The 17,012-nt window shown below is 60.7% G+C and carries 17 protein-coding genes and 3 pseudogenes; 5 read left to right on the top strand and 15 right to left on the bottom strand.

Annotated features, from left to right (window positions below; genetic code table 11):
* Positions 1-3: 3 nt before the first annotated feature.
* The 5 genes from NKI58_RS17580 to NKI58_RS17560 form a co-directional block, all read right to left on the bottom strand.
* The gene (locus NKI58_RS17580) at positions 4-516 is read right to left on the bottom strand and encodes a TRAP transporter small permease (RefSeq protein WP_352786778.1); all 513 of its coding nucleotides are present in this window, start codon (positions 514-516) and stop codon (positions 4-6) included.
* 57 nt (positions 517-573) lie between these two features.
* Complete coding sequence (dctP, locus tag NKI58_RS17575; RefSeq protein WP_352786777.1) at positions 574-1,551, bottom strand: TRAP transporter substrate-binding protein DctP; 978 nt, start codon at positions 1,549-1,551, stop codon at positions 574-576.
* A gap of 91 nt (positions 1,552-1,642) precedes the next feature.
* Positions 1,643-2,188 carry a flavin reductase family protein gene (locus NKI58_RS17570; RefSeq protein ID WP_352590400.1) on the bottom strand — a complete coding sequence of 182 codons (546 nt, stop codon included), beginning with the start codon at positions 2,186-2,188 and terminating at the stop codon, positions 1,643-1,645.
* Complete coding sequence (locus NKI58_RS17565) at positions 2,188-3,282, bottom strand: LLM class flavin-dependent oxidoreductase (protein ID WP_352451596.1); 1,095 nt, start codon at positions 3,280-3,282, stop codon at positions 2,188-2,190. The genes NKI58_RS17570 and NKI58_RS17565 overlap by 1 nt, the downstream gene beginning before the upstream one ends.
* Positions 3,282-3,998 carry a GntR family transcriptional regulator gene (locus NKI58_RS17560; RefSeq protein ID WP_352590403.1) on the bottom strand — a complete coding sequence of 239 codons (717 nt, stop codon included), beginning with the start codon at positions 3,996-3,998 and terminating at the stop codon, positions 3,282-3,284. The genes NKI58_RS17565 and NKI58_RS17560 overlap by 1 nt, the downstream gene beginning before the upstream one ends.
* A 435-nt stretch (positions 3,999-4,433) precedes the next feature.
* Between NKI58_RS17560 and NKI58_RS17555 the strand changes: the two genes are divergently transcribed.
* Complete coding sequence (locus NKI58_RS17555; protein WP_352620994.1) at positions 4,434-4,700, top strand: hypothetical protein; 267 nt, start codon at positions 4,434-4,436, stop codon at positions 4,698-4,700.
* A 43-nt stretch (positions 4,701-4,743) separates the two neighbouring features.
* Here the strand turns inward: NKI58_RS17555 and NKI58_RS17550 are convergent, their stop codons facing one another.
* The 5 genes from NKI58_RS17550 to NKI58_RS17530 form a co-directional block, all read right to left on the bottom strand.
* The gene (locus tag NKI58_RS17550; RefSeq protein ID WP_352590409.1) at positions 4,744-4,962 is read right to left on the bottom strand and encodes a hypothetical protein; all 219 of its coding nucleotides are present in this window, start codon (positions 4,960-4,962) and stop codon (positions 4,744-4,746) included.
* A gap of 3 nt (positions 4,963-4,965) precedes the next feature.
* A complete protein-coding gene (locus NKI58_RS17545; RefSeq protein ID WP_031193315.1) occupies positions 4,966-5,145 on the bottom strand; it encodes a hypothetical protein in 180 nt (59 codons plus the stop codon).
* A gap of 127 nt (positions 5,146-5,272) precedes the next feature.
* Positions 5,273-5,431, bottom strand: a complete 159-nt coding sequence (locus tag NKI58_RS17540) for a hypothetical protein (RefSeq protein ID WP_023676108.1) — start codon at positions 5,429-5,431, stop codon at positions 5,273-5,275.
* Positions 5,432-5,578: 147 nt separating this feature from the next.
* Complete coding sequence (locus tag NKI58_RS17535) at positions 5,579-6,037, bottom strand: GFA family protein (RefSeq protein WP_502897406.1); 459 nt, start codon at positions 6,035-6,037, stop codon at positions 5,579-5,581.
* Positions 6,038-6,050: 13 nt separating this feature from the next.
* Positions 6,051-6,269, bottom strand: a complete 219-nt coding sequence (locus NKI58_RS17530) for a hypothetical protein (RefSeq protein ID WP_254818791.1) — start codon at positions 6,267-6,269, stop codon at positions 6,051-6,053.
* Between the two features lie 147 nt (positions 6,270-6,416).
* Here NKI58_RS17530 and NKI58_RS17525 point away from each other — a divergent pair.
* Positions 6,417-8,717 (top strand): annotated as a pseudogene (locus NKI58_RS17525) (FdhF/YdeP family oxidoreductase).
* Positions 8,718-8,784: 67 nt separating this feature from the next.
* On the opposite strand, the gene NKI58_RS17520 reads toward NKI58_RS17525, so the two are convergent.
* Both NKI58_RS17520 and NKI58_RS17515 read right to left on the bottom strand, forming a co-directional pair.
* Positions 8,785-9,126, bottom strand: a complete 342-nt coding sequence (locus NKI58_RS17520; protein WP_352620992.1) for a response regulator — start codon at positions 9,124-9,126, stop codon at positions 8,785-8,787.
* Positions 9,127-9,140: 14 nt separating this feature from the next.
* On the bottom strand, positions 9,141-10,919 hold the full coding sequence (locus NKI58_RS17515) for a chemotaxis protein CheB (protein WP_352853570.1): 1,779 nt from the start codon (positions 10,917-10,919) through the stop codon (positions 9,141-9,143).
* 335 nt (positions 10,920-11,254) lie between these two features.
* Between NKI58_RS17515 and NKI58_RS17510 the strand changes: the two genes are divergently transcribed.
* Both NKI58_RS17510 and tnpC read left to right on the top strand, forming a co-directional pair.
* Positions 11,255-11,851, top strand: coding sequence for a response regulator (locus tag NKI58_RS17510; protein WP_036238319.1), 597 nt, complete (start codon positions 11,255-11,257; stop codon positions 11,849-11,851).
* Positions 11,852-11,967: 116 nt separating this feature from the next.
* Positions 11,968-12,675, top strand: a pseudogene (tnpC, locus tag NKI58_RS17505) (IS66 family transposase); the annotation flags it as partial.
* A 117-nt stretch (positions 12,676-12,792) separates the two neighbouring features.
* Here tnpC and NKI58_RS17500 read toward each other — a convergent pair.
* The 3 genes from NKI58_RS17500 to NKI58_RS17490 all read right to left on the bottom strand — a co-directional run bounded on the left by NKI58_RS17500 (position 12,793) and on the right by NKI58_RS17490 (position 15,767).
* Complete coding sequence (locus NKI58_RS17500; RefSeq protein WP_352590416.1) at positions 12,793-13,626, bottom strand: SDR family NAD(P)-dependent oxidoreductase; 834 nt, start codon at positions 13,624-13,626, stop codon at positions 12,793-12,795.
* 68 nt (positions 13,627-13,694) lie between these two features.
* Positions 13,695-14,417, bottom strand: a complete 723-nt coding sequence (locus NKI58_RS17495; protein WP_352590419.1) for an SDR family oxidoreductase — start codon at positions 14,415-14,417, stop codon at positions 13,695-13,697.
* Positions 14,418-14,450: 33 nt separating this feature from the next.
* Positions 14,451-15,767, bottom strand: coding sequence for an aldo/keto reductase (locus NKI58_RS17490; protein WP_352786775.1), 1,317 nt, complete (start codon positions 15,765-15,767; stop codon positions 14,451-14,453).
* Between the two features lie 147 nt (positions 15,768-15,914).
* Here NKI58_RS17490 and NKI58_RS17485 point away from each other — a divergent pair.
* Positions 15,915-16,811, top strand: a pseudogene (locus NKI58_RS17485) (LysR family transcriptional regulator).
* Positions 16,812-17,012: the final 201 nt, after the last annotated feature.

Genomic DNA, 17,012 nt, shown 5'->3' with positions numbered 1-17,012 from the left:
TACTCAGAGCCCTTCCATTTCCAGCGGATCGAGCGTGTACAGCGTGTCACGGCCGAGCAGATATCTGAGCCATTCCAGCGCCGAGAGATAGAAGGCGAGCATGATGGGCAGAAAGACCAGCCATTTCGGCATATCGAAACTGCGCGTTTCGTATTCGCCGCCCGCAACGGCACTTGTCAGCGAAGACAGAGCGACGCTGCCGAGGTAGAGGCTGACGGCAATGCAGGCGAGGTAGACCAGCTTTTCAAGCACCGCCCGTGCCCGCACCGGCAGCGCCTGGCGCAGGAACTCGACGAAGACATGGCCCTTGCTGTGGACCAGCCAGGGCATCGGCAGAAATGCCGCATAGAGCAGGCCGTATTCCGTCGCGGACACCGCCCAGGCAAGCGGCCTCAGGCCGAGATTGCGGACGCACACATCAGCAACCACCGCGACGATGATGAGGCCAAGCACCGCTTTTGCCGCCGCGGCCAACGCAAGGCTCAGCTTCCCGATCGCTGCAAACAATCTGTCCATTCCCGACGACCCTCATGTCCACCTTGATGAAGGGCGCACCAGCGCCCTCGGCTCGGGCTACTGGAAGAATTTCTTCAACTGATCGATGTTGGTGGGATCGCGTTTGGTCATTCTCGCCCAGCTCGCCTGCGTGGCAGCCGCCAGGAATTTGTCGCGGCCGGCGCCGGTCAAGCTGATCACCTTCTGCCCGCCGCCGATCATTGCCTGTGCCTGCTTTTCGGACTCGGCGAGATTGGCGTCATAGCTCACGCGCTCGTATTCGACGGCCGTGTCGGCAAGCAGCTTCTGCGCCTCGGGCGACAGCGTGTCCCATTTGGCCTTGTTGATCGAGATCAGCACATCGGTTTTGAAGAATTGCGGGTCGACACGGTATTTGGTGAATTTGTCCCAGCCGAACGACGCATAGCCAAATACGGTATACGCGTTGGCATTGACGACGCCGCGCTCGAGCGAGGTGTAGACATCCCCCGGCGCCTGCACGATCACCGTCGCGCCTAGCGATTCGAGGAAATCGCGGTAGAGCGGCGAGGAACGGATTTTCAGGCCACCCCAGTCGATGCTGCCTTCGCTATTGAGCTTGGGTTCGTCGACGGTGAAGACGTTGAAGCCCGAACCCGCGTCGACATGCGCCAGCAGATGGGCATTGGCCTTCTTCTCGAAAATTCCGTTGATGAAATCCCAGCCGCCATTGTCGCGGACCTCCCACGGCGTCTTCGACGATGCGGAGAAAACCTCGCCTTCGGGCACGAGCTCCAGGAACTGCCCTGCCGGTGTGTCGATCACATCGATCAGGCCCCTCCTGAGCGCCGCGCCCTGCTGGATCGGCGGAATGACCTCCGGCCCGCCACGGACGTTGATCTGGACCACGCCCTTGCCCTTTTCGTTTACTTTCTGAACGAATTTCAGGAAGCTCTGGGCGTAGCCGTTCTGCGTCGGCGTAAAATGCACGGCGTTGAGGACGACCTCTTCGGCCGTGGCGATACCCGCTACACCCGACATGAGTGCAGCCAAAACAAGGGATTTCCAAATGCGCATTGCCGTACTCCCTCTGATAGTTCGCCCATGATCCGGCCCATGATCGGGCCGATCTGAAATTGCAATCGCTGCGCCGCCGCGTGAACGGCGGTTAGTTGGCATCATCTCCTACTGTCAGGAACCGTCCATGCGCGTAGAAGACCGGCGATCGGTCAGCGCGGTCCAGCGCGACGCCTGAGACGATGCCGATGACGATCATGTGCGACGCCCGCACAATGATTTCGGCCACCCGGCATTCGAATATTGCCCGTGCGCCGACAAGCAAGGGCGCGCCGGTTTCGCCACGCACCCATGATCCGGTCGAGAACCGCGCGGCGCCCTTGGCTTTGGTCATGCCGCCAAAGGCACGTACAACGTTCTCCTGGTCGCCGGCGGGAAGATTGACCGAAAACGGCAAACCTTCGCGAATGGCCGAGGCAAAGGTGCTGCCGCGGTTGACGCAGGCCAGCAGCGACGGCGGCTCGGCGCTGAACGAGCAGAGAGCCGTCGCCGTGATGCCGCAAAAACCGATCTCGTCATGTTCCGATGCGAGGATGGCGACCGAGCCCGCCACGGCCCGCATCGCCTGCTTGAAGGCGCGCGGATTGATGGCGTCGTGCCCATGCACCCACGGGGTCGGAATGGCGGCCGCCGGCATCAATTGACTCGAAGCCCGGCCTGGCGCATCAGCGGCAGCACGCGGTCGCAGAAGAAGGGCAATTCGTAGGTGTAGTTGACGAATGTGAGGGCGGCGCCGGAATAACCCTGGTCCATGATCTCGGTGAGATCGTCGACGATCTTTTCCGGCGTTCCGATGAGCGGGAACGTTCCGGCACCACCGGCGAACCTTTGCCGATATTCGGTGAAAGCCTTCGCATCGTGCGAGTTCGCGAATTCCTTCTTCTTGCGCATGTGCTCGTCGACCGCACCCTCGTCCGCGCATTCCAGCGCGTAGTGCCGGTAGTAGTCCTCGGCTTCCTGCTGGGTCTCCCGGCAGACGACGTGACAGACCGTATAGACGCCGACTTCGCGCCCGACTTCGGCCGCGCGGTTGGTAATGTCGACCACATGCGCACGGCCGTCGGCAATTTCGGAAAAAGTCGAAAACAAATAGTCGCAGTGGCGCGCCGCATAGTTGCGCCCCGGCGCGCCGAAGGCGGCGTTCATGGTCACCGGTCGTGGCGCCTGCAGACTTGGCGGGCGGCTGACCACCCCCTTCAGATCATAGAACTCGCCGCCGAAGTCGAACGGCTCCCTCGATTGATAGGCACGCACGATGATGTTGATCCATTCCTCCGCTTGATCGTAGGTTCGATCGCCGACCGTCTGCCCGAACATCGCGAACTCGTCGGGGTTCCAGCCGCAGACAATGTTCAAGCCAGCCCGCCCGTTGGAGATGTGGTCGACCGTCGCCAGCGCTTTTGCAGCCTGCAGCGGATGTACCAGCGGCACATGCACGGTCATGAACAGGCCGATGTTCTCGGTGGCGACAGCAAGTCCCGCCGCCCAGGTGAAAGTCTCGAACGACCATTCCCGCACATGCGTCAGACCGCCGAAGCCGCGCCATCGGGCGATCGGCAGCAGAAACTCGAGGCCGGCGCGATCGGCGATACAGGCGGAGTTGAGGTTGTCTTCCCAGCGGGCACGCCAGCGCTCGGGAACGGTGGTCATTGCCAGGCCGCCATCGGCATTCATTGAAAAGACGCCGAGCTTGAACCTGTTCGGCCCTTTCAGCGGGTGCTGCTTCCTGATCATGCTTTCCCCCGACGCGACATGCCCTCACCTTCACCGTTGGAGTTTTGAAACGGCGGGCTCAGCTTCATGAAACGCTCCTCGGCGTTCTGAATGAAGTGGGTCATGCGGTCGTAAGCGGCGACGGCGTCGCGCTTGACGAATGCCTCATAGATTGCGCGCATGCCGGCAACGATAACGGCCTGCGTCGGCTGGTGCGACAGCGTCCTTAAGCGGACGACGAGCACGTGATCGGCGAACCTTGCAATCGTTTGTGAAAGGCGCTCGTTCGCGACGGCGCCGAGCCAACAATTCCTGAATGCCGAATTGGCCTGGAAAAAGCGGTCGGCATCGCCGGCGGCGGCCGCAGCCTCGGCCTCCCGAAGCGCGGCTGCCAGCGTCTTGAGGCCAGCGGCGTCAAGTGTCCGTGCGGCGTGCGCGGCGGCACGCGGCTCGAGCAAGCGGCGGACCTCGAAGATGTCGGCGACATCCGTCGCGGTAAGCGTGGGCAGGGTGAAGCCGCGTGTGGTGCCGACGAGATAGCCCTCATGCACCAACTGCATCAAGGCGTCGCGAACAGGCATTCTGGAAATACCGAGCTGGGCGGCAATATCGACGTCGACGAGCTTCTGGCCAGGCGCCAATTCGCCATGCTGTATCGTCAACCGGATTTGTTGATAGACCTGGGCACGCAGATTGCCATCGCCAACCCGTTTGAGCTCTATCGTTTCCGTCATCCACGCCTTCCCATGCGAAGATTTGAGGCTGTGTTCTCGTAGTCGTGCCGTTTGAAATGCAGCCACGTGTCGGCAGAAATCGACCTATCAGCCATGTTCCCGGCTCAAGTGGAGCATAGGCTGGATCACCTGGCAAGATGTTTTAAGTTTATAATGTATACTGTTTGAGTTCGCTGTCCGGAGGGCAATGGATCGCGCCATCTGTGCTGCCGCGCCGCGCGACGGCGGGGACAGCTAACGATCCGTGCGGTTCGGTAAAAAACGTACAGACGTTTTTCCGTGACACATCGAAGTTGACGGATTTAACTAAAATTACTTGCGATCTGCGCGCGCCGGCACGCCCACCCCGATCCCCTCGCCGGGACGCATTACTGGATCGCCCGCCGTGTCGAAAGGTGCGGCGGGCTTTTCGTTTCGTTTGGCGGGGAGGCGCTTATGCGAGACTTGCCCAGGAATATCGACGCCGACGTCGTGATCGAAATCAGCAAGCTGCTCGACGACCGGGCGAAGTCCGTGCCGGTGCCGGTGCACAAGCTGGCGGCGATGATCCGGCTGGGCGTCGAGACCCGTCTGACCGATCACTCCATCGAGGAGCTGATCGTGGAAATGGCCGCGACGCGCGGGCTTCCGATGCTGTTCGACTTGCCGGTGGCAATTGTCGACAATGTCGTGCCGTTCGCCTCGGCGCGGCGTCCCCGCTGACACTTCGCTCGAACCACACCGATCATCGCGTCGCCGCCCGACTTCACTTGCCCTGATGCGCGGGCCGAGTGTCGCCTTTCTTTTCGGGGTCGTGGGTATGGTGGCTGTCGCGTTCGCCGCCGCCGCCGGAGACCTTGCTGTGGCTGCGACGGTCGGAGTCGGCCGGCGGCTTTTCGACGCTCAGCGGCTTCTTGGCGTTTTCGTGCGCGGCGCCGGGACCGCCCTGGCGGATGCTGGCAGGAGTCTTCTTCGACGTGGACATGACCTAGCGATCCTGGACGTTGCCTTGATGGGTGGTGTTGACCTTCGTATTGCCTTGCTGGCCCTGCTTGTCGGGATCCGGCACGGTCGATTGCGGCGCCTGGTCGGCTGCTACCGATTTTTTGTCACCGGCGCCCTTTGGGCTCAGATTCTTCGGCGGCACAGGCGGAGGTTTTGTGCTCATGGCGTTTCTCCTTCCGCCACCCAAACAAGCGGCTCGGGAGAAAGGTTCCCGAGGGTCCGATACTAACGGTGATTGCCGCAACGAGCCGGGTCCACAGGCCGTGGCTTGGGGCCGGCGGGATCCAGGATTATTTCTTGATGATGTTTCCGTTGTTCAGATCGAAGGCCTGGGCACCGAACGCCTGCCTGAAGAAATCCTCCTGCAGATCGCCCCATTCGCCGAGATAGGCGCCGCAATTGCTGCAATGGATCGGCGTCGAATCCTTCGGGTTGTCGGGAATCTCCATCAGGATCGTCCCGCACGCCTTGCAATCGAGCTTGTCATCCAAACGGCGGCCCATTGGCACATGATCGCGCGTTTTCGGCCGCGCGCCAATTGTCGTTTTCGTACGAGGCTGCGAACGGTACTTTTCCACCTGCAGGCGGGCAGTAGGCTATCGGTCTGCCGGATTTCCGAACGCCGGATCTCGCCGCCTCGAATACGTCCCCACCCGCGGCAGCTCGTCTGGAAAGTCGACCCAGGGAAGCCTCATGTCCCAATATGCGTGAGCCTGCGGCGGAAACCGTTCGGGATGATCGAGGAAGCCGATCGCCAGATAGAGTTCGTCGGGCAGGCCCTGGTCGACATAGCCGATCGATGTTCCGCAATCCGCACAGAAGGACCGAAGCACGCCTGGGGTTTTCGAAAAGGTCTTCGGCGTGCCGGTGAGCAACGAGAATTCGGAAGGCCGATAACCGACCCACACCGTTAGTGGGCTTCCTATCGCCTTGCGGCAGTCGTCATCGTGATCGGAGCAAATCCAGAAAGGCTCGCCGCGCATCTCCGCCGTTATGGCGCCGCAAAAACAGGACCCCGTTTCAGTTCGTGGTATTGCCTTGCTGCTGGATTTCATTGCTGGCCTTACGTCATTGCTGGCCTGGCATTTCGGTATTTTCCTTGGGGTTCTTTTTGATGCCGGCGGCAGGCGAGGTGTCGGCTGGAGCATTGCCACCCTGGTTCTGCTCAGGGGCTCTTTTGAGCGGCGAGGTTTGCCAGCCCATATCGCCGTACAAAAAGCCTATGAGAAAGCCGACGATAATAATGGCCGAAATCACCATCGCAATTAACGCGTTACGTCGCTCCATTTCGCGCGGCTCCTTTCTTCGAGCCGAACAAACGATGGCGGAAATGGTTCCGGCGAGACGGACCGGCGTGACGGTACGGACCCAGCCCGGAACATTCAGCCTCACCGCGGGGTTCGTATGAGTGCTCTTCTACAGGGAGTGGCTTGCATGAAACCCGCCGTAACCGATCGCATCCAAACCAAGAAATACGACCACCCGACAGGCGGCTGGGGATCGCTCAAATCCCTGGTCCGCAAGGCGCGCGGCGAAGGCCTGCTATTGTCCGGGATATGGAGCACGCTGCTCAAGCAGAACAAGGCCGACGGCTATATGTGCGTGTCTTGCTCATGGGCAAAGCCAGCCCAGCCGAGACCGTTCGAATTCTGTGAAAACGGTGCCAAGGCGACGATGTGGGACCAGACCAAGCTGCGCTGCGAAACCGCTTTCTTCGCCGAGCATCGGTGACGGAACTGCTCGATTGGCCGGACCACGATCTGGAGAAGCAGGGCAGGCTTACCGAGCCCATGCGCTACAATGCCGCCACCGACCGTTACGAGCCGGTCTCCTGGGACGATGCGTTCCGCGACATAGCTGCCGAACTGCGGCGGCTCGATCCCAAATCGGTAGTGTTCTACACGTCTGGCCGCGCCTCGCTCGAGGCCTCGTTCATGTACCAGCTTTTTGCACGAATCTATGGGTCTTCGAACCTGCCCGATTCGTCCAACATGTGTCATGAATCGACCTCGGTCGGCTTGCCGGAATCGATCGGCTCCCCGGTCGGGACCGTGCAGCTCGAAGACTTTGCGAAATGCAACATGATGTTCTTCTTCGGGCACAACACCGGGGTGACGGCGCCGCGCCTGCTGCATCCGCTGCAAGAGGCACGTCAACGCAACGTGCCCGTCTTTACCTTCAATCCCTTGCCAGAGCGGGGACTGAAACGCTTCAAGAACCCGCAAAACCCTGTCGACATGCTGTCGCCCGGGCCTGGCACCAAAATGTCCAGCGACTTCTTCCAGGTTCGTTCGGGCGGCGATATCGCCGCGATGACGGGTATCGCCAAGGCCTTGCTGGCGCTCGACGATGCCGCCCGCGAAAGCGGCAGGACGCGTGTCCTCGACCCGGCTTTCATCGCCGAGCACACGCATGGCTTCGCCGAATTCGAAGCCTTCCTGCGCAAAACCCAGTGGAGCGATATCGTCGCGCGATCCGGCATTGCGCAGACCGACCTGGAGCATGTCGCCGAGGTCTACAGCCATGCCAACGCGGTGATCGGCAATTACGGCATGGGCTTGACCCAGCATCGGCACGGCACCGAGAACGTCCAGATGCTGTGCAACCTTTTGATGCTGCGCGGCAATATCGGAAAACCCGGCGCCGGCATTTCGCCGCTGCGCGGCCATTCCAATGTCCAGGGGCAGCGCACCGTCGGCATATCGGAAAAGCCCGAGCTCGTCCCGCTCGACAAGTTCGCCGAATTCTACGCCTTTGAACCGCCGCGCGAGAAAGGTCTCGATACGGTCGAGACGTGCGAAGGCGTCATCGACGGATCGGTCAAGGGCTTCGTCGGGCTCGGCGGCAATTTCGTGCGGGCCGTGCCGGAAACCGGCCTGGTCGAGAAAGCCTGGCGTGGGCTCGACCTGCATGTCGAGATCGCGACCAAGCTCAACCGGAGTCACCTGATCGCCGGGCGGACAACCTATTTGCTGCCTTGCCTGTCACGGCTGGAAAGAGATCATCAGGCAAGCGGCGACCAAAGAGTGTCGATCGAGGATTCCACCGCCTGTATCCACGGCTCGTTCGGATCGCGACCTCCGGCTTCGCCGAATCTGCTTTCCGAACCCAGGATCGTTGCCGAGCTTGCCAAGGCGACAGTGCCGGGCAGGAGTTCGATCCCATGGGACGAGTGGGTTGGGGATTATTCCCGCATCCGCGACGAAATCGAGCGCTGCTACCCCCAACACTTCCGCGACTTCAACGAGCGTTTCCTGACGCCCGGCGGCTTCCATCGCGACATCAAGGCGAGCAAGCGGGTGTGGGAGACGCCGAACAAGAAGGCCAACTTCAAGCTGCCAAGTGGCCTTGAAACCGATCCCGACATCGATGTCGCCGGCGATGATGTGCTGACACTGATCACGGTCCGCTCCAACGATCAGTTCAACACGACCGTCTACGGCTACAACGACCGGCTGCGCGGCATCAGCGGCACACGCATGGTGCTGTTGATGAGCGAGAAAGATATCCAGCGCCTCGGTTTGAGCGTGGGACAGGAGGTCGATCTCGAAGCCAACGCGCAGGACGGTGTGGAGCGCCGCGTGCACGGACTGCGCATCACGCCTTACTCGGTGCCGGAGGGAAATTGTGCCGGTTATTTATCCCGAGCTCAACCCGCTGGTTCCTTTGTGGCACAGAGCCGAAAAGGCTCATGTTCCGGCGGTCAAATCGGTACCGGTGCGGATATTGCCATAGGCGTTTGTCGTTCGCGGCAGGCACGCACCACGCCGATGTGACCTGGCGCGACTTTCAAATCGCGACCTCAGCCGGCTCGTGCGAGTTCATCCACGGCATTCAGGATCGCACTCTGGCTCGCCGGCTTCTGCACGATCCTGCAAGCGCGGAACCCGGCCGGAATTTCGCGTTCGCCAAAGCCGGAGAGGAAGGCGAACGGAACACCACGCGTCCGCAACGCTTCCGCAACGGGATAGCTGGTTTCGTCGTTCAACTGGATATCCAGTAACGCCGCGTCGACGCCGCCTTCGCCAATGAGCCGGAGTGCCGCCGTCACCGACGAAACAGGTCCAGCCACCTGATGGCCGGCTTTGCGCAGGTAAGCCGCCGCATCGTCGGCGATCAGCCATTCATCCTCGACGATCAGCACACGCACCTTTCCGGTCACGACGATTCCTCGCGGGTCAGAGGGAATGCGATTTCCGCCTCCAAACCATTTGAGCGGAAACTTGTTTCAACTTTTCCGCCCAGCCTATAGCCGATTTCTCCGCGCAGAAGGGTAAGGCCGAAGCCGCTGTCGGTTGGCTCCTTGATGCGGGGGCCGCCCTTCTCGCGCCAGACGAGCTTGAAGGTTCCATCCACCACCGACCATTTCACAATTATCCGCCCGGCAGGCTTCGACAGTGCGCCATATTTGGCGGCATTGGTCGCCAGTTCATGGATTGCCATGCCGAACGAAAGCCCCTGTACAGGCTTGAGGCTTACCCGCTTGCCATCGAGCTCGAACCGTTCGGCCCCGAAGGCGTCGAGTTCCTGGTGCAGCAGTTCCTCGACGGAGGCTTCCGTCCAGCTCTCGCGCGAGAGCAGACTATAGGCTCGTGACATTGCATGCAGGCGCCCGATCAAGGCTTCGGCGAACTCCTCTTTCGACGCCGAGTATTCGCGCGTCCGGTTGGTGATGCTGGCGACGACCGCCAGCATGTTCTTGACGCGATGGTTCAGCTCCGAGATGAGCACCTGCTGACGCTCTTCCGCCTGCGCCAGCGTCGTCACGTCGATCATGGTCACGACCACGCCTTGGATGCTGCCGCCTTTGTCCCGGTAAGGGTTGATGCGAACCAGATAGAACCGGCCCTTGTCGTCGCGCGCAAGGTGATGGTTCAGGGTCTCTCCCGTCTCGAACACCGCCTGGATGTGCCGCTTCAACTCGGGGTAGTCGAGCTGGCTCGAAAGATCGGTCAGCGGTCGGCCGACATCGGACGGACGCAAGTTGAAGAACGATGACGCGGCGGGAGTAAAGGTCCGCACCACAAGGTTGCGGTCGAGGAAGATGGTGGCGATTTCCGTGCTTTCGAACAAGTTTCTGAGATCGCTGTTGGCGCGATCGAGTTCCTCTATCTTGCCGGTCAGCTCCGCGTTGATGGTGTTTAGCTCTTCGTTGAGCGACTGCATTTCCTCCTTCGAGGCCTCAAGCTCATTGGTCGACTGTGCCTCTTCATTGACGGAGAACGTCTTCGTCTTTAAGCTGGAAAAGTCGTGACCGGAATGGCCGCGCAGAGTGGGGTCGATTTCATCGGCGGCCCGATCCATGTCAGCCTTGTGCTCGCCACCCCCCTCGGCCAGCCCGTTCAGCACATTGAAGCCGCGGCCAAACGCCTGAAGCTTTGCGCCGATCTCCTCGGCGGGCGCTGCGATATCGATCAGGCCGCTCGAAATCGCGCTTTGCGGCATGTCCGGGTTGCGCGCGCCGGAACCGTCGGAGGCTTGGGCAATCGTCAGTCCGCCATGTTCCTTGATCGCCCGGGCGCCCAGCGTGCCGTCCGAATCGCCCCCCGACAGGATGATGCCTATGGCGTACTCCCCTTGGTCCTCGGCCAGTGCACGGAAGAAGATGTCGATCGGTGTGCGCTCGCGGTTAAGCGTGTTCGGCCGGCGCAGCGAAAGCGCGCCCTTACGGATGGTGAGGACGACGTTTTGCGGCATCACATAGACTTGGTCGGGTTGGACCGCCATGCCCTCCTCGGCGACGATGACCGGCATGCCGGTGTAACGTGCGATAACGTCATGCAGCAGGCTTTCGCGCTCTGGGCTCAGATTAGTGACGACGACGAACGCCATGCCGGTGCCGCCGGTCAGCCCTTTGAACAGGCCCTCCATCGCGGGAATGCCGCCGGCCGATGCGCCGACGCCGACAATGGGAAATCTTCCGTTCTGGAACACCATGCCACGCCTCGGTAACAGCCGCGGCTGCGAAACCGCCAAATCGGACCTCAGACTAATGCATGTCGCGCAAAAGTGTGCAGCGGTTTTGCGATAACGAGATGAATAAAAACAACAGCCTAAAGCGCGTCGCATGAGGCCGGCAAAACGCGACGTGCTTTAGGGACCGGACCGAGCCTCATGCCAGTAAATAGTCCTCGAACGGAACAAAGCACCGCCGGTGGGCATTAACATCCGGTTTTCGAGGCGGTTCCAATGGCAAAACGACCACCTGAGATAAAGCCAGCAAAATGTCCGCGCCGACAGCCGTGACTCCCGCAGAAAGAAGGAACAATGAGGTGCGCGACCTGCAAGGCTTGCATATCCTGATCGTCGAGGACGAATGGATGCTGGCGGGCGATCTTGCACGTTATTTCAGCAAGATGGGCGCCGTCGTGCTTGGCCCCGTGGCGACAGTCGAACAGGCGTCGAAGCATACCGATGAGGCGGAAGCCGCAATCCTGGACGTCAATCTCAACGGAAGACGGGTATTCCCGATCGCGGACGAACTGATGCGCCGCGGCGTGCCGTTCGTGTTTTTCAGCGGCGACGAAGACATCGTTATTCCTGAGCGCCTTCGGTATGCCAGCAGCCTCAGAAAATCCTCGGACGGCCAGGCTGTTTTCGATGCTCTCTTCCCCTCCGAGCCCAAAGCATCAAGCGGAAATCTGGCGACCGAGCCGTCAGACGACGTATTTTCCCTGCTGCCTAAGCTCAGGCTCGCAGCGCGTCTGCTGCTGGGAGACGTTGACGCTTCCGACCGGCTGGTCGAGCGGACGCTCGAGCAGGCGATCGGCGAGATCGACAGGAGACGATCCGGTTCCTCCACTGAGGACTGGCTTAACGGCATCATGCGAAACATCGTCAAGGCACGCGGAGCAAACCTGCTGCACTGACCATGCCCGCCGGCAACTAGTATCTCTGCACATGGATTATGACTCTTTGGCGGTTGGCTTTGGATAGGCCTTGGCCAATTTGAGGCGCGCCTGTTCGGTTGAGAACATCCAGTTGCGGCGGTGCTCCGCCTGGTGTGGCCTTCACCTACGCTCGGGGCATTCATGCCGAACGGATATTGCAGGGCTTCTCCGGCATCCTGCAGGTCGATGGCTATGCCGGATACAACAGACTGATCGCACCTGACCGTGTCGGCTCGGACATCCGGCTTGCCTATTGTTGGGCACACGCTCGCCGCAAGCTGGTGGAGATAACCCGCAACGGAGCAGCACCTATCGCCGAAGAGGGCGTCAAGCGGATCAGCGAACTGGATCGGATCGAGGCCGAACTGCGTGGCCTTTGATCCGGAGGCTCGCCTCGCCGGACGACAGGAACGATCAACGCCACTGGTCACCGACATGCAGACCTGGCTCGTCCATCACCGCGCCCGTGTCGCGACCAAGTATCCACTCGGCGAGGCCTTGGCGTACATCGCCAAATATTGGGATGGTTTGAAGCTCTTCCTGACCGACGGCCGCATCGAGATCGACAACAACAGCGTCGAGCGAACCATCCGGCCGATGCCCTCAATCGCAAGAATGCACTCTTTGCGGGGCACGACGCTGGAGCCGAGAACTGGGCCACCATCGCATCGCTCATCGAGACCTGCAAACTCAACGCCGTCGATCCGCAGGCCTACCTGACCAATACGCTCACCGCCATCGTCAACGGTCACAAGCAGAGCCGGATCGATGAGCTGCTGCCTTGGGCTTACAAGGGGAAGTAATGTGGCCCCGAAGACTACAGTCGGCCCAAAGCGGACTTCGGAAGGTACGCAGATAGAGGATCGGCGAATGCCCCAAAGCCCGCACGCAGGGTGTGGACTCAGGGCGTTCCAGCGTCCTCAGTCTATGGCGAGAGAACTCGACAGTTCTCGGTACGCTTCGATCTGCTGCTGCAAGAGAGCAATCTTCTGCTCCGCCACCTGGATAGCGTCAGAGCCAGCGAGGAAGCGCCGTGGCAGTTCGTCCTGCTCAGCGAGCGTGATTAGAGCGCGTGCCAGCTTAGCGGGGTCACCGCCCTGCTTGCCGTGCTGGGACGTCCAGAAGGCAATCTGTGCCGTGCGTCGCTCGTGATAATCTTCGATCGCGATTTCCGCGTAACTAGTGGACTCCTCGGTCAGAAGCTCCGTGCGGAAAAAGCCTGGGTTGACGATCATCGTCTCGACGCCGAACGGACCGACTTCAGTCTGCAGCGCTTCCATCCAGCCATCGAGGCCAAACTTCGAAGCAGAGTAGGCTGTGCAGAATTCAAAGCCCATCAGACCTGCCGTCGAGGAGATCGAGACGATCTGGCCGGAGCGCTGCTTGCGCATGACCGGAAGGAACGCCCGCGTCACTATCATCGGACCGTCAAGGCTCGTGCTTAGCTGCAACTGCATCTGCTTGGGAGACAGTTCCTCGAAATACCCGGCGTAGAAGCTGGCCGCGTTGTTGACCAGCACGTCGATCCGTCCGAACCGCTCAAGGGTCGCCTGCGCGGCGGCGTCGGCGTCAGCGGCCTTGGTGACATCGAGTTTCACGACAAGAAGGTCGTCGGAAGCACCTAGAGCGTTCGCCACCTTGTCTGGATTACGGCCAGTCGCGACCACCTTGTGGCCGGCTGCCAGGGCCGCCTTGGCAATGTCCAGGCCGAGGCCACGTCCTGCCCCGGTGATGAACCACACTTTGTTACTCATCTCATGTGTCCTTTCATGTTGTCAGCCCTTCACCGATCTTGCGGCGCATGGGGCTGCAAGACAGTTGTTCACATCGCCTGCACGGTCGGGCGGACCAGGATCCCGTTGAGGGACGTCCGCTTCGGCCGGCTGAGAGCAAAGGCTATGATTTCGGCGATGTCTTGAGCCGGAATTGCAACGTTGTCGCGGTAGTCCTGAGCAGACTTTTTGCTTTCCTCGTGTGTGATGTGGTCGGATAATTCTGTCGCCACCGCACCAGGCTCGATGACTATCACGCGGATGTCTGGCTGGAGTTCGACGCGAAGCGCCTCGGACCAGCCGTTGATCCCCCATTTGGTTGCCGAATAGGCAGCGAACCCGGCTGGAGCTACGCGACCTGCCACAGAAGAGATGTTCACCAGATCTCCCTTCTTGGCGCGGAGTTGGTCAAGGAAAACCTCAGTCACAGTCATGGCACCCAGGAGATTGGTTTCGACCATCTGCCGATGCTCGGATCGCTTGTCCGATCCAAACGGCGCTGTGAGCATCACGCCTGCGTTGTTGACTAGAACATCGGCGCCGCCGAACTCCTGGACGCGCGCGGCGGCTCCAGCGATGGAGTCCCGGTCGGTCACGTCAGCCTGGATCGCGATAGCGCCTTCGCCGAGTTCGTCTGCGAGTGCCGCGACACGCTCGAGGCGCCGCCCTAGAAGGGCTACGCGATATCCTTCTGAAAGAAGCTCACGTGCCAGCGCCTCACCGATTCCGGAGGATGCACCAGTGATTACAGCGACCCGATTGTTGTTATTCATGGCAGTCTCCTTCGTTGTGCTCTCTGGCTGGCCCTACCGATCCGGAAAGACCGGAGCGAGGACCACAGAGGTGGCAGCGCCTCGGACAAGAAGCGCCGCAGGTACCCGGCTAGACTTCAGCCCGTCGGTTCTTGTGGGTTGGTCACCTGACCGGTGACATGCCGGGTCGCCCTTGGAACTCGTTCCAAGTTTTGCGCCGGTATCGATCATCGCGAGCATTGGTGGGCTGAGACGCGCGCCCTGGACCGTGATCCGGGCAAAGCCGTCATCGATCTCCTTGACATCGGCCGCACTCAACTGGACCTGCAGCGCGTCCATGTTCTGGTCCATCTGGTCCTCCGTTATCGGGCCGGGAATGGGCACGATCCACGGCTTACGGGCGAGCAACCAGGCAAGGGCGACCTGGCCGGGCGCAGCCTGATGACGTGCGCCTACGCGCTGTAGCAGTTCGACCACCGGCCAGTTGGCGCGGCGGGCTTCAGGCGTGAAGCGCGGCAGGTTGGCCCGTAGGTCGGCAGGGCCATGCACGAACATGGGGGTGACTGTACCGGTCAGGTATCCCATGCCGAGCGGGCTCCATGGCACGAACCCGATGCCAAGCTCCTCGCAGGTCGCCAGAACCTCCACCTCCGGATCGCGGGTCCAGACAGAGTATTCATTCTGCACCGCCGTGACTGGCTGCACTTTGTGGGCGCGGCGGATGGTCGCTTCGCCTGCAGCGGACAGGCCGAAGTGGCGGACCTTGCCTTCACGGACCAATTCCTGCACCGCTCCGGCCACGTCTTCGACGGGCACGGTCGGATCGACACGGTGTTGGTATTGAAGATCAATGTAGTCCGTCTTCAAGCGGCGGAGCTGTTGCTCGGTCACCCGCTTGATATTGTCAGGGCGGCTGTTGACGCCTGTGACCTGGCCTTCGGGCGTGATGTCGAAGCCGAACTTGGTCGCGATGATCACCTGGTCGCGGATCGGCGAAAGCGCCTCGCCAACAATATCCTCGCCCAGGAAGGGTCCATAGACTTCAGCGACGTCGAAAAAGGTCACGCCCCGGTCATGCGCCGCCCGGATGATCCGCACGGCCTCCTGCCTGTTCGTGGGCGGGCTGTACATCCCGGCAAAGTTTTGGCAGCCCATCCCCATGGCAGAGACTTCCAGCGAGCCGAGCATGCGACGCTGAAGGTTCGATGACCTTGCACCTGTGGCTGCGGCACCCGATGTTGCCGTTTGAGCTCTCGACTCGGAAAGAGGCAGCAGCGACGCTGCGGCGATGCCTAGCCCAGCGGCGAACAATTTACGGCGGCTTGGCATCTCGGGAGCGCCTGTTTCGAAATCGTCTGCATAGTTCTTCATGGTGCTGCACCTCCACTGGGTTTGATCAACCTCCGAAACACATCAGCGTTTGCGGCTGTGTCTTCGTAAGTGAGCGCAGAATACGATGGCCGTTCCTTTCAAAAAAAATGGCATTCGGGTTGATGCGACATTAACCAGAGGTTCATAATGGACAAGGATCAGCTTGATGGGCTTGTGGCGTTTGCGCTTGTCGCCGAGAAGCGGAACTTCACGGCGGCGGCAGAAGCACTCAGGGTTTCGCCGCCTGCGATAAGCAAGATGATCAGACACCTCGAAACTCGCCTGGGCGTCACCCTGCTTACAAGAACGACACGAGCTACGAGCTTGACCGAAGCCGGGGAGAAATTCCTGCAACAGGCGGGACCGGCGCTGGATGCGATCCTTTCCGCTATGAAGGACGCGGGAAGCGCAGCGGACAAGCCTGCCGGTCGTCTGCGCTTGAATGTCCCGCAGACCGTCTATCCGAACTTCCTTAGGCCGCTGATCGCGACCTTTATCGAAAAGTACCCGGATGTGACGGTTGAGATCTTCTTCGAGAACGCGGCCACCAACATATTCGAGCGCGGGTTTGATGCAGGAATACGGGTGTCAGACATCCTTGCCAAAGATGTCGTGGCGCTCAAACTCTTCGGTCCCATCCGATAGGTTGTGGCTGCTGCACCGGCCTACCTTGACAAGCATGGGCACCCTGAACATCCAAAAGACCTGTTGGCCCATCCTTGCATCTGCGCGGGAGCTGGCAATCGTGTGTACGATCGATGGGAGTTCGAGACCGACGGCAAGGAATTTGAGGTTCAGGTAAAGGGGCCGCTGATCCTCAATGATGTTCTGCTGGCGATCGATGCGGCCGTCGACGGCTTGGGGGTCGTTTACAGCCCTGAAGAAGCGATCAGCGACAAGTTGACGAGCGGCAAGCTCGAAGTCGTTCTGGACCACTTCACCGGGACAAGCTCGGGTGTGTACCTCTACTACCCGCAGCGGTCTCAAGTTCACCCCAAACTGCGGGCCTTCATCGAACATCTCAAAGGCCTGGAGAAGAGGTAGCGCGAGCTTCCTATTGGACGCAGCTTTCGCTTCCCACAGAACCGCTGTCAACGCGAAGAATATTGACGGCCTTCGTCACCTTGGTGCTGCGGATCGCAATCCAACAACGTCCGCTGTTGTGATGGGTTTCGGATGCCGGCCGTCTACTGAGATGGCGTGGCTCGAGGCCGGCGTCCGGAAGCCTCCAGGGAAGGAACCCGC

This window comes from Mesorhizobium sp. M0522 (genome assembly GCF_040321085.1).
Taxonomy (GTDB): Bacteria; Pseudomonadota; Alphaproteobacteria; order Rhizobiales; family Rhizobiaceae; genus Mesorhizobium.
Note: the sequence above shows the minus strand (reverse complement) of the source record. Positions and strands in the feature narration are given on the sequence as shown.